General features: G+C 63.5%; 8 protein-coding genes. 7 read left to right on the top strand and 1 reads right to left on the bottom strand.

What is annotated here, in order from left to right:
- Positions 1-53 precede the first annotated feature (53 nt).
- Positions 54-1,340 carry a coiled-coil domain-containing protein gene (locus B5D13_RS03265; RefSeq protein WP_078686907.1) on the bottom strand — a complete coding sequence of 429 codons (1,287 nt, stop codon included), beginning with the start codon at positions 1,338-1,340 and terminating at the stop codon, positions 54-56.
- A 234-nt stretch (positions 1,341-1,574) separates the two neighbouring features.
- Between B5D13_RS03265 and B5D13_RS03260 the strand changes: the two genes are divergently transcribed.
- The 7 genes from B5D13_RS03260 to B5D13_RS03230 all read left to right on the top strand — a co-directional run bounded on the left by B5D13_RS03260 (position 1,575) and on the right by B5D13_RS03230 (position 12,685).
- Positions 1,575-1,856 (top strand): HPr family phosphocarrier protein, encoded by a 282-nt coding sequence (locus B5D13_RS03260; RefSeq protein WP_078686906.1) that lies wholly within the window; start codon positions 1,575-1,577, stop codon positions 1,854-1,856.
- 68 nt (positions 1,857-1,924) lie between these two features.
- Positions 1,925-2,779, top strand: coding sequence for an HAD family hydrolase (locus tag B5D13_RS03255; protein WP_078686905.1), 855 nt, complete (start codon positions 1,925-1,927; stop codon positions 2,777-2,779).
- A gap of 61 nt (positions 2,780-2,840) precedes the next feature.
- A complete protein-coding gene (gene tgt, locus B5D13_RS03250; protein ID WP_078686904.1) occupies positions 2,841-3,998 on the top strand; it encodes a tRNA guanosine(34) transglycosylase Tgt in 1,158 nt (385 codons plus the stop codon).
- A gap of 163 nt (positions 3,999-4,161) precedes the next feature.
- Positions 4,162-5,682, top strand: coding sequence for a protein translocase subunit SecD (gene secD, locus B5D13_RS03245; RefSeq protein WP_078686903.1), 1,521 nt, complete (start codon positions 4,162-4,164; stop codon positions 5,680-5,682).
- Complete coding sequence (gene secF, locus B5D13_RS03240; protein ID WP_078686902.1) at positions 5,675-6,637, top strand: protein translocase subunit SecF; 963 nt, start codon at positions 5,675-5,677, stop codon at positions 6,635-6,637. Before secD ends, secF begins: the two co-directional genes overlap by 8 nt.
- A gap of 2 nt (positions 6,638-6,639) precedes the next feature.
- Positions 6,640-10,329, top strand: coding sequence for a single-stranded-DNA-specific exonuclease RecJ (gene recJ / locus B5D13_RS03235; protein ID WP_078686901.1), 3,690 nt, complete (start codon positions 6,640-6,642; stop codon positions 10,327-10,329).
- A 10-nt stretch (positions 10,330-10,339) separates the two neighbouring features.
- Positions 10,340-12,685, top strand: coding sequence for a RelA/SpoT family protein (locus B5D13_RS03230; protein ID WP_078686900.1), 2,346 nt, complete (start codon positions 10,340-10,342; stop codon positions 12,683-12,685).
- The last annotated feature ends 63 nt before the right edge of the window (positions 12,686-12,748 follow it).

Genomic DNA, 12,748 nt, shown 5'->3' with positions numbered 1-12,748 from the left:
CGCGATCGACTTCGCGACGGGTCCGTTCGTGTCTCTTGCACTGCTCTCCCAGACTAGTGTGGAAGCGCGAAGAAGGAGACGATCAAAACGATGATCACGATGGCAACGGCGGCCACGCCGATGAAGAGGAAGCGCTGGGCGCGCGTGGACTCACGCAGCTGTCGCTCCTCGGCGGCGAGGGCGTCGACCTCGCGCTGGCGCTTCTCGAGCTCGACCTTCCCGGTGGCTATTGCGTCCTGAAGGTTCTTGGTCACCTCGGGGGTGGAGTGGATGTCGTCTGCCTCGTCGACGAGGGCCTGGGCGTCAAAGACCACCTGGGCCTGCTCGGCGCGCTCCGTCTGCCGGGCATCGATGTCCTTCTCGACTTCGGCGATCCGGGCCTCGATCTCCTTCTGCCCGCCCATGGCCTTGTTGTAGAGGCTCTCGTACTCCTCGCGACGGCCATCGGCCTCGCGCTTGGCGTCGTCGGCAGCGCGCTCTGCGGTCTCGAGGGACTGCTTTTGCGTCCAGAGGTGCGTCTGGGCGTTGTCCACGAGCTGCTGGCACTCGGCGGTCACGCGGCCGACGTCCTCGCGTGCCGCGTCCAGGTGTGCGCGCTCGGCGACGAGCTCGCTCTGCATCTTCGAGAGTGCGTTGGGAGACGCGGTGCTCGATCCCTTGAGAGAGTTAAGGTCGCTCTCCACCTTGCGCAGGCGATCCTGTGCGTTGTCCACGGCGCGGTTCGCGGCGGCGATGCGCTGCTCGCGGCGCTTGGCCGTGTCTGCCACCTGTTGGTCTGCGGTCTTGACCGCGCGACGAATCTCCGCGAGCGCTCGGGCGGCGTCATCGGAGCGGCCCTTGGTGGACTCCATGAGTTCGCGATAGGGGCGGATTGCCGCCTCGTCGTCGGCCTTCTTCTGCGCGAGCGTGGCGTCGAGCTCGGACTTCTTGGTCTCGAGCTCCTCGATGGCAGCCTCTGCGCGGGCGATGCCCTCGTTGCCCTTCTGGATTACGGCCTTCTGCTCGGCAAGGATTTTGTCGTAGTTCCTGTCAACGTCAAGTCGGTGGGCAAGGGTTTCCTTGCTCTTATCGAGCTCCTTCTTGAGCTGCTTTGCCTGCGCACGGGCGTCCGAATGCTGCTTTGCGGCGGCACGAACCGCCGCGACGGCGTCCAAGCCGCTCTTGAGCGAGTCAAGTGCCCCCGTCTGCATGCGTCTGGGCGTGGTCGTGCCGTCCTTTGCTGAGATGACCGGCAGGGCCTCAAGTTCCTCTACGTTCTCTTCCTGGGCAGTCGCAATCTCCTCGGGGGTCGCGAAGTCCTCGTCCACGAGGGGCTCGCTGCTCTCTTGGCTATCGCTCATGCTGATTCCTCCTGAGGATGCGTATATGCCGCGATGATGCTGCAAAAACCTACAGTCTACCTTGTCTATTTTGCCCCAAAGGAAGGACCCTCTGGCAACAATCCATATATGTTCGGTGAGATGCTTCTCATAAAAATGGTGGCTTTGGCTCAATTTCCTCGATTGTTTGTTAGAATGGCACCACAATGCATGTGGCGAGGGGGTTACCCCCTAGTTAAATCAAAGGAGTGCACCATGGTTTCGAAGCAAGTGACCATCGTCAGCGCAACCGGTCTTCACGCTCGTCCGGCTTCCCAGTTCGTTCAGGTTGCCAAGGAGTACCAGTCCGCTGTCACCATCAAGGACGTCGACAAGGGCACCGCTCCCGTCAACGCCAAGTCGATTATGATGATCCTTGCTGCCGGCCTCGGCACCGGTTCCAAGGTCGAGATTTCCTGTGACGGTCCCGATGAGCAGGACGCCCTCAACGCTCTCCTCACCATCCAGGACGGCGACGCCAACCTCTTCTCCGAGTAGGCCATTTGGCACCTCACTCTCAAGAAGTGACTTCGCAAGCCCGATGCCCCGACGGCATCGGGCTTGTTTTGCTTGACCTCGACGGAACCGTCCTGCGCGGCTCGTCGATGGTCTCGCGACCCGTGCAGGATGCACTTCTCCGCTGCCACAACGCAGGAATCGCCTTGGCCGTTTCGAGCGGACGGCCCTATCGCATGGTGCCGCGCGTCATTCGCAGGCTCGGGGCGATGGACTACTACGTCTGCACCAATGGGTCGGCCGTGAGCGACGGCAGTGGGCGCAGGATCTTCTCGCAAGGCATGACCCCCGAGCTCGCGCTCAAGATCATGGGGCTCGTCGCCCATCTGCAACCGGGCTGGAACGCCTTCGTGAACGACCGCGGCTACGCCGAGTTCCGCAACCACAGCTACATGCTTGGCGCGATCTCCTCGGGAGACATGCGCTCTTCGGGTGTGTCTCTCATGGTGTTCCTGCGGTTCGTGCTCTCCGGCCTTACGGGGACGGGCTTCAGGGACGTGCTCTCCATCCGCCGCGTGGTGTCGCGCGCTAAGCGCGTGGACAAGCTCGGCTGCTCGTTCTCCTCGTCAGGGCGGGCCGACGAGGCACAACGAATTCTGCTGGAGTCGGGCCTCGCCGAGGTCGCCCGCATGAATGCCCGCGAGCTCGAGATCACGACGTCCGGCGTCGACAAGGGAAGCGGCGCGGCTTGGCTGGGCCGTCACCTTGGGGTGGGGAAGGAACGCATGGTCGCTTTCGGCGACGGTGCCAACGACCTTCCCCTTACCTCGGCGATCGGGTGCTTCGTCGCCATGGGAAACGCGGACAAGCAGGTCAAGGCTCAGGCTGACGACGTCTGTCCCGCCGTGTCCGACGACGGCGTCGCCCAATGGCTCAACGCATGGCTTGACGAGCACGACCTCTAGCCCCGCCCACAACCACCGCGCCCCCTTGTGCCGGCGCGCCTTGCAGTCAGGAGTACGAAAGATGAGCGAGTACAAGAACCCCCGCGACCTGTGGTTTACCTACGACATAGTTGCAGAAGACCCGACCACGCATGCGCGTGCCGGCGTGCTCCACACGCCGCACGGCGACGTTCCCACGCCCATCTTCATGCCCGTCGGGACCAAGGCAACGGTCAAGGGCATCCTTCCCAGACAGCTCGAGGAGCTCGGGACCAAGATCCTTCTGGCCAACACCTACCACCTTGCCAACAGGCCGGGTGCCGACCTTGTCGCCGAGATGGGCGGCCTTCACGACTTCATGCAGTGGCACGGTCCCATCCTGACTGACTCCGGCGGGTTCCAGGTGTTCAGCCACGGCGACTTCACGAAGCTCACCGACGACGGCGTCACCTTCAGGACCGTCGACTACGACGGGACCTACGTTCACTGGACGCCCGAGACCAACATGGACATCGCCCAGAAGCTCGGCGCCGACATCGTCATGCAGCTCGACCAGTGCCCGGGCTACCCCTCGCCTCGCTCATTTGTGGAGCGTGCGGTCGACCTGTCGAGCATGTGGGCCGAGCGCTGCTGCAAGGCCCACACCCGAGAGGACCAGGCGCTCTTCGGCATCGTCCAGGGCGGCATGCACCTTGACCTTCGCCTGCGCTCGCTCGAGAGGCTCGAGAGCATGGGCGACTTCCCGGGCTACGGCATCGGCGGCTACTCCGTGGGAGAAGACCACGAGACCATGTTCGAGACTCTTGCGCCGCTGGCGAGCGAGTACATGCCCGAGGGCAAGCCGCGCTACCTCATGGGGGTCGGCAACCCCACGACTCTGGTGCGTGGCGTGTCCTGCGGAGTCGACATGTTCGACTGCGTGCTTCCCACCAGGACCGCGCGCATGGGAACGGCCTTCTCGAGCGAGGGGCGCCTTAACTTCAAGAATGCCTGCCACAAGCGCGATCACCGCCCCATCGACCCCGAGTGCGGCTGCCCCGTCTGCACCGGCGGCTACACGCGCGCCTACATCCACCACCTCGTCAAGCAGAGGGAGATGGTCGGTTCCATACTCCTCTCGCTGCACAACGTCTACTACCTTCTCGACCTCATGCGCCGTGCCCGTCAGGCGATCATCGAGGGACGCTACGGAGCCTTCTTGAGCGACTGGATGGGCTCGCCGGCCGCAGGTGACTACTAGGGTGCGCCGGCGGGCTTGCGCTATGCGTGGGACGTAGGACCAATGATGAGCCACGTTCGGCCTGTGTGTGCTGGTAGGCGGCATTTTATGTCCGCAAAGTGTTCTATAATGTGCCCTTGATTATCAGCCGGAGCCCCTGGCTCCCCATACAGAAGGTGCATACATGGCACGAGACAAACGGTCCTCGGAGCCCAAGAGCGGCCTCGCAAGCTGGAGTGCCACTGAGGGTTCGTCCGCGGACGCATCGAAGCGTCCCAAGAAGTCGAGTTTCAAGAATGGTGGGAAGCGAACTGGCGGCTCCCGCCTGAACCCCACGGCCCGCAGGTGGGCGGCCACGCTGGTCATCCTTGTGGTTACCTGTGCGGTCTGCGTCTTCGGCTTCACTCCCATCGGCCAGAAGATCACGCAGGGCCTGGACATCCAGGGTGGCGTGTCGGTCATCATGAAGGCTAGCAAGACCGACGGTTCCCAGCCGACCGGTGAGGACATGGCGACGGCCACGGCTATCGTCCAGAACCGCGTCAACTCCCTCGGCGCCTCCGAGACCACGGTCCAGCAGCAGGGAACCGACTCCATCTTGATTCAGATTCCCGGCGCGACCAATGCGGACCAGGCCATCCAGACCATCGGCCAGACTGGTCTGCTCGAGTTCGTCCGCCTGGACGAGATCGGCGACGCCGATGCGCTTGCCAAGATTTCTGCGGGCACCACTGACGTAAAGTTGAAGGAGGGAACTTACACCTCCTTCATGGACGGCTCGCATATCTCTCGCGTCACCGTCTCGCAGGCGAGCAACTCTGCGACTGGCGCCTATTCCGTCAACGTCACCCTCGATGACGAGGGGTCCAAGATCTTCGCCGACGTCACCAAGGAGCTCGCTCCTACCAAGGGCCAGATCGCAATCGTCCTCGACGGCGTCGTGAGCTCCGCTCCCTCCGTCCAGTCCGAGATTACGGGCGGCGAGGTTTCGATCACGGGCAACTTTACGCTCGAGAAGGCCCAGAGCCTCAAGACCGTCCTCGACTCCGGCTCGCTTCCGGTTACCCTCACGTACTCCGAGAGTCGCGTTGTCGGACCAACCCTGGGACAGGACTCGCTTAACCAGGGCGTCTTCGCCATCGCCATCGGCGTTGCCATCGTTGTCGTGTTCCTTTTCTTCTTCTATCGCGGCCTCGGCCTGCTCACCATGGGCTCCCTGGCAGTGTTCGGCATCCTGTACCTCGGGCTGCTTGCCTTGCTGTCCCACTTCGGCGCGTTCGCGCTCACCCTTCCGGGGCTTGCCGGCGTCGTTTTGACTACGGGCTCCGCCGCTGACTCGTCGATCCTTGTTCTAGAGAGGTTCCGCGAGGAGATCCGCATGGGTCGCTCGGTCAAGAACGCGTCGGTCTCCGGCGCTCGCCATGGCATTACGACGTCGCTTGACGCCGACGCGGTGCAGCTGGTGACGGCCCTCGCGCTCTTTTTCGTCGCCGTCGGTTCGGTCAAGGGCTTTGGCCTCACGCTGGCCCTCGGCATCGTGTGCGACGTCGTTACCATGTTCTGCTTCAAGGCGCCGGCCCTTCGCCTGCTGGCCCTTGGTCCCATTTCCCGCCACCCCATGTTCTGGGGCGTCGACCAGGATCTGAAGGAGGCCGAGGCTGTCGCAAGCGAGCGTGCCGTGAAGGGAGGTGTCGCCCATGCGTAGCCACTTCGCTCATGAGATTCCCTTTATGAAGCACAGGAGGAAGCTTCTCTCCGTATCCGCGACCCTGGTCATTCTTGCCATCGTTGGACTCCTTACGCGTGGCCTCGTGTTTGGCATCGAGTTTCAGGGCGGCACCGAGATCGACTTCACCGATACCGGCTCTGTGACCATCGAGCAGATGCGCGATGCGCTCGTTGCGACTGGCGAGAGTGATCCCACCGTCCAGACCACCGTGAGCGACGGAGCCAACGGCTTCCTCGTCCGCACGACGACGACTGACCCCACCACGTCCAACCAGCACGCTCAGGCCGCCGCCGAGTCCCTCGGGCTGAACGAGGACCACTACACCGTGACCACCATCGGTCCGGACTGGGGCGCCGACGTCACGCGTTCTTCGGCTACGGCCTTTGGCGTCGCCATCCTGCTCATCATCGCGTACGTGTCCATTCGCTATGAGTTCAAGATGTCCATCACGGCGGTCATCGCCCTTCTCCACGACCTCATCGTCACGCTTGGCGTGTATGCCTGGTCCCAGACCGCGATCACCCCTAACGTCGTCGCGGCGCTCCTGACCATCATGGGCTACTCACTCTACGACACCGTCGTTGAGTTCAACCGCACCGACGAGAACGCCAAGAACCTCAAGGACGGCGTCCACCACACGTACTACGAAATTTGCAACTTCTCAATCAACGAGGTAATCGTTCGTACCATCAATACCACCATCACCACGGTGGTGCCCGTCATCTGCATGCTCTTGCTCGGTGGCGCAACCCTCAAGGACTTCGCTTTCGCCATGCTCGTCGGCGAGCTCCTTGGTTCCTACTCGAGCTTCGCCGTCGCCAGTCCGCTCCTCGCCATCTGGAAGACTCGCGAGAAGAAGTGGGCTCGCCTGGAGGAAAAGTACGCCCCCAAGGCGCCCAAGCCGGTCGCGGCCGGAAAGGGCGCTGAGTAGGATTGACGGGAATTGAAACAAGCAGGCGCTGGGAGCTGCTTCCGCAGGATCCCGAGGCGGAGAAGGTCCTCCAGCGCGAGTGCGGGGTTTCGGCCATCGTGGCGAGGACGATGGCCGCCCGTGGCATCACGTCCGTGGACGAGGCCCGCAGGTTCCTGACCCCCTCTCTCGAGAGGGACTGGGCCGACCCCTTGGTGATACCGGGCATGGGCGAGGCCTGCGATCGCGTCGAGAGTGCGCTTGACCAGGGACAGCGTATCGCGGTCTTCGGCGACTTTGACGTGGACGGCATGTCTGCGACCTGCCTTCTCACGCTTGCCCTGCGCGAGCTGGGCGGCGATGTCTACCCCTTCATACCGCATCGCTTCGGTGAGGGCTACGGCCTTTCGCTCGAGGCGCTCTCGCGCGTCATCGAGGGTTGCGACCCCGAGCTGATCATCACCGTCGACAACGGTATCGCCGCGAGGGGCGAGGTTGCGTGGCTTCGCGAGCACGGCATAGACGTCGTGGTGACCGACCACCACGAGCCAGCCGAGCTCGTCCCCGAAGGCGTGCCGGTAACCGACCCCAAACTCGAGCCCGGCTGCGTCTCGAGGGAGCTCGCAGGCGCTGGCGTCGCGCTCAAGATGGTCCACGAGCTGGGCCGAAGGAAGGGCAGACCCGAACTGTGGCGCGACTACACCGAGGTTGCCACGCTCGGAACCGTCTCAGACATGATGCTTCTGACGGGGGAGAACCGCGCCCTGGTGTGCGACGGCATTGCCAGCATGCGACACACCAGAAGGCCCGGCCTGCTCGCGCTCGCCGCCACGGCGGGTGTCGACATATCGTCCATAAGTGCAGACGAGCTTCCCTTCTCCCTCGTCCCCAGGCTAAACGCCGCGGGCAGGATGGGTTCCACGGACACGGCGTTTGACCTTCTCATCGCCGATGACCATGCCCAGGCCGCCATACTTGCGGCCAGCCTTGAGGAGACGAACCACGAACGTCGTGATACCGAGTCGGCGCTGACCGATGCAGCTATGGAGCAGGTGCAGCGGATCTATGACGGCAGCCGCGTGATCGTCGTCGCGGGAGAGGGCTGGCACGAGGGCGTCAAGGGCATCGTCGCGAGCCGCATCACCAACCGCTACCACGTGCCGTCCATCGTCTTTTCCGTAAAGGACGGCGTTGCGCGCGGCTCGGGCAGGTCCGTGGGCTCCGTCGACCTCTTCAGGGCCGTCGAGCAATGCTCCGACCTCTTGGTCCGCTTCGGTGGACACTCGGGTGCCGTTGGCGTAACCTGCGAGGCCGATAAGCTCGACGAGTTCAGGCGTCGCCTGGGCGCGGTCATGGCACAGCTTCCTGCCGAGGATTTCGAGGACTGCGGCGAGGTCACGGCTGTGGTCGGCTTGGATGAGATGACGGTTGCGGGCATCGACTCGCTCGAGGTCCTCCAGCCGTTTGGTCAGGGCAACAAGAAGCCCCTCTTCGCGGTCTGCGGCGTGACCATGCGCAACCGCGCGAGCGTCGGCGCCAACGGCAACCACTTCAGGTTCGTGGCAACAGATGGCTTCAGCAGCGTCCCGGCCATCATGTTCCGCGCGCCGGACATCGAGCGTGCCGTTGGCTGCGAGAGCGTCGTCGACGTCGTGTTTGAGCCGGTCAGCGAGACCTGGCAGGGAAAGACCAAGCCGAAGCTCATGGTGAAGGACATCATCTACCGCGACGAGGACCGCGTGACGTCCGTCCCTGCCAGCGAGGGGGAGAAGAGCTCTGCCACGCTCGCCGACGAGCTCTTCGACCGCGCCGAGTCAATCATCTCGCGCGACGCCTACGCCGACATCGCGCAGGCCGACCGCTTCATGACAAAGGTCGTCGGGGTTAGCTTCGAGGGCCGTCAGGCGGTCGTGGAGTCGCTCTCCGAGGGAGATGAGCTCGGCGTCGAGCGTGATGCGGACAACGAGGCGGACCCCAACGCTGTGCGCGTCTGCGCGTCCGGAGCGCAGATTGGCTATCTGCGCAGGCAGATTGCCGCGTCACTCGCCCCCGCCATGGATGCCGGAGTCGCATACCAGGCAAGGGTCGTCGAGGTCACCGGCGGCGAGGGCGACAAGCGCTCGCTTGGCGTGAACATCGAGGTGACCAAGGTGTCGGGCGAGCCCGAAGAGGACTCGCCCGAGGGCGTCGCGAACAGGGAACGCGAGCGCCTCTCGCACATGAGCCTCTCTGAGCTTACCGACGAGCTGCGCGGCCAGATGATTGGTGAGCACTCGCTGCTTCCCGCGCAACAGGCGGCCGTCGACCGACTTGCGCGGGGCAGGTCGACGCTCTGCGTCATGGCGACGGGCAGGGGCAAGTCCCTCGTCTTTCACATCCATGCGGCCCGCGAGGCCATACTCAAGCACCGTGCGAGCGTGTTCGTGTACCCGCTGCGCGCCCTCGTCTCGGATCAGGCCTTCCACCTCTCCGAATCGTTCGGCAAGCTTGGCATGAGTGTGCGCGTGCTTACCGGCGAGACCTCCCAGCAGGACAGGGACGACATCTTCCGAGAGCTCTCCGAGGGAGGGGTGGACGTCCTTCTCACCACGCCTGAGTTCCTCAGCATCCACGTGGACCGCTTCGCCCAGTCGGGCCGCATCTCGTTCCTCGTGGTCGACGAGGCCCATCACGCCGGCGGTGCAAAGGGCGGCAACAGGAGCGCCTACCTCTCGCTGCCTCAGGTCCTGACGACTCTGGGCAATCCCGTCGCGCTTGCGGTCACGGCAACTGCCGAGGACGCCGTCGCGCACGAGATCTGCAACTTGCTCTCCATCGACGAGGATGACGTGGTCGTTGACGCGAGCGTTCGAGAAAACCTTCGCGTGCGCGACTACCGCGAGCTCCGCGACCGCGAGGCCGCGCTCGTCTCCGTCGTCGCACATGGCATGAAGACCGTCGTCTACGTCAATTCGCGCGAGCAGTCGGTCTCGCTCGCGCGCATGCTCAGGCGCAACATTCCCGAGCTGGCGCACAGGATCGCCTTCTATAACGCGGGGCTCACTCGCACGGAGCGCTCTCGCGTCGAGGAGGCGTTCCGAAGCGGCGAGCTGATCTGCATTGTCAGCACGAGCGCCTTCGGCGAGGGCGTCAACCTTCCCGACATCAGGAACGTCATGCTCTACCACATGCCCTTCGGGTCGGTGGAGTTCAACCAGATGAGCGGGCGCGCCGGTCGAGACGGTGGCCTTGCCGACGTCTACCTCCTGTTCGGTGCGCGCGACGCGCGCATCAACGAGAGGATCATCGGCGCCTCGGCCCCTGATCGCAGCGACCTCGTGTGCCTCTACCGCTGCCTGCGCTCCCTTTCCGACGAGGCGCGCGAGGCCGACGGGTCGGACTCGTTCGGTATGTCCAACGCCGACATCGCCCAGCGTGCCGTCTTGGCGAACCCGCGCTGCTCGCTCGACGACCACTCGGTCTCTTGCGGCGTCTCGGTCTTCGGCGAGCTGGGCTTCCTGCGGACCTCGGGCTACGGCAGCGCCAGGCGCATTCATATGGTGGACGCGCCCGGCCGCATGAGGCTGGAGGATTCAATCCGCTATCTTGAGGGTATGCGTTCCAGAAATGAGTTTTCCGAATTCCGTGATTGGGTACTCTCCTGTAGTGGGGAGGAACTCCTCGATAGGATCAACAAGCCCATCACGCCTGCCTTTGGCGTATTGGTGAGCTAAGGAGGATGTTATGAGCGAGTCAGCAACGGAGAAGGGCCCTTCTCGACGACGTTGCATTCCGCAGGCCGACAACTGGCGCGTGCTTCAGGTCGCCTGCTCTGAATACTTGGACGGGGAGTCGGTCCAGAAGGTCGTGGACGCCTATGAGTTCGCGGCCAACTGCCATCGTGACCAGAAGAGGCGTTCGGGCGAGCCGTACATCAACCATCCCGTGGAGGTCGCGTTCATTCTGGCAAAGGACCTGCACATGGATGCGGACCCCATCTGCGCCGCCCTTCTCCACGATACGGTCGAGGATACCGACGCGACGCTCGATGACCTGACCGATCGCTTTGGTGCCACCGTGTCAGAGCTCGTCGACGGCGTCACAAAGCTGACGTCCATCGAGGTCAACTCAATGGACGAGAAGCAGGCTCTCAACCTCAGGAAGATGTTCCTGGCGATGTCGAAGGATATCCGCGTCGTCATCATCAAGCTCGCTGACCGTCTGCACAACATGAGGACGCTCGCGGCACTTCCCGCAGAGCGCCGCAAGTTCAAGGCTCGCGAGACCATGGACGTCTACGCGCCGCTTGCCGACCGACTGGGCATCAGCTCGATCAAGTGGGAGCTCGAGGACCTGGCTTTCTTCTATCTCGAGCCTGACGAGTACGAGAGAATCGCCCGCATGGTGCAAGACTCTCGTGCACAGCGCGAGCGGAACACCTCCGAGGCCATCAAGATAATCGACAACGAGCTCAAGCGCGTGGGACTCTCGGGCTACCAGATCACCGGCCGCCCGAAGCACCTCTGGTCCATCTATCAGAAGATGACCAGAAAGGGCAAGGAGTTCTCTGACATCTACGACCTGATTGCCCTTCGCGTTCTTACCGGCACGGTCGGCGACTGCTACTCGACGCTGGGTGCCGTCCACGCGCTCTGGCACCCGCTGCCCGGACGCTTCAAGGACTACATCGCCATGCCGAAGCCCAATGGCTACCAGTCGCTCCATACGACGGTCATTGGCTCCGACGCACGTCCCATCGAGATCCAGATCCGCACGTACGACATGCACGAACAGGCCGAATATGGTATCGCCGCCCACTGGCTCTACAAGAAGGCCGGCAACTCGAGCGGCAACATGTCGGCCGACGACAGGGACATCGACAGCCAGATCAACTGGATCAGGCGAAGCCTGGACTGGGCGACTGACGACGAGATGGGCGATCCGCACGAGTACCTCAACAGCCTGCGCGTCGACTTGTTCGAGGACGAGATCTTCGTGTTCACGCCCAAGGGAGAAGTGATGAGCCTCAGGCGAGACTCGACACCTCTCGACTTCGCGTACGCGGTTCACACCGAGGTGGGCAACCACTGCGTCGGTGCCAAGGTCAACGGTGCCGTTGCCCCCCTGACCAACAGGCTCCAAAGTGGCGACCGCGTTGAGATTCTGACGAACAAAAACGCCAAGCCCAGCCGCGACTGGCTGAACATTGTCGCGACGCCCTCGGCAAAGGCGAAGATTCGCAAGTACTTCACCGCGGTCTCCAAGAGCGACGATGCCGAGCAGGGCAGGAGCGACGTCGCTCACGAGCTCAGGAAGCGCGGCTACGGCATCTCCACGCAGCGTACTACCAAGGCGCTCGACGAGGTAATGCACCAGCTCGACTACGTTCGCGTCGACGACCTGTTCGCCGCGGTCGGCACGAACAAGATCTCGGCCAAGCAGGTGGCCAACAAGGTCGAGGCCGAGCTCGAGAAGAACTCTCCCGAGCGCATCGCCGCCCGCGAGCGCGCGGCCGCCAAGGCCGCCGAGCACGAGCGTGCCATGAGCGAGGACATGCCCCTGGTCAGCAACGCGAGGAAGATCGCTTCCGGCAAGCGCCGCCGCAACAACTGCGGCGTCGTGGTCAAGGGTGATCCGGACCTTCTGGTTCACCTCGCGCACTGCTGCAACCCGGTGGCCGGAGACGACATCGTCGGGTTTATCACACGTGGCCGAGGTGTCTCGGTCCATCGAGCCAACTGCCCCAACTGCAAGGGGCTCATGGCACATCCAGAGCGCATGATCGCCGTCGAGTGGGACACGACCGGCGCGACGGAGTTTCAGGTCGAGATCGTCGTCGAGGCGACGGACCGCATGGGCCTGCTGAAGGACGTTACCATTGCGATTGGAGACGCTGGCGCCAACATCCTCTCGGCGGCCACGCAAACCTCCTCCATGGGCATGGCGCGCCTCCGCTTCCTCGTGGCCATTTCCGATGCTTCGTTGCTTGGCACCTTGCTTGCGACCGTCAGTCGTGTACCATCCGTCTACGATGCTCGCCGAATCATGCCTGGCGAGGGCGCAAACCAGATGAAGAGGAGGGCCAAGTAAATGGCTGAAGAGATCGAGGGCTGCGGCTGCGGCCACCACCACGACGAGGGCCACGAGGGCTGC

Origin of the sequence: Olsenella sp. KH1P3, from assembly GCF_900167315.1 — a bacterium.
In the GTDB taxonomy this organism is placed as follows: Bacteria; Actinomycetota; Coriobacteriia; order Coriobacteriales; family Atopobiaceae; genus Olsenella_J; species Olsenella_J umbonata_A.
The sequence above is the reverse complement of the archived record's forward strand: the minus strand, read 5'-3'. Positions and strand labels throughout refer to the sequence as shown.

Coding starts and splice junctions, on each gene's coding strand:
- B5D13_RS03260 (WP_078686906.1), top strand. CDS start 1,575: ATGGTTTCGAAGCAAGTGACCATCGTCAGCGCAACCGGTCTTCACGCT.
- secF (WP_078686902.1), top strand. CDS start 5,675: ATGCGTAGCCACTTCGCTCATGAGATTCCCTTTATGAAGCACAGGAGG.
- B5D13_RS03265 (WP_078686907.1), bottom strand. CDS start 1,340: ATGAGCGATAGCCAAGAGAGCAGCGAGCCCCTCGTGGACGAGGACTTC.
- tgt (WP_078686904.1), top strand. CDS start 2,841: ATGAGCGAGTACAAGAACCCCCGCGACCTGTGGTTTACCTACGACATA.
- B5D13_RS03230 (WP_078686900.1), top strand. CDS start 10,340: ATGAGCGAGTCAGCAACGGAGAAGGGCCCTTCTCGACGACGTTGCATT.
- secD (WP_078686903.1), top strand. CDS start 4,162: ATGGCACGAGACAAACGGTCCTCGGAGCCCAAGAGCGGCCTCGCAAGC.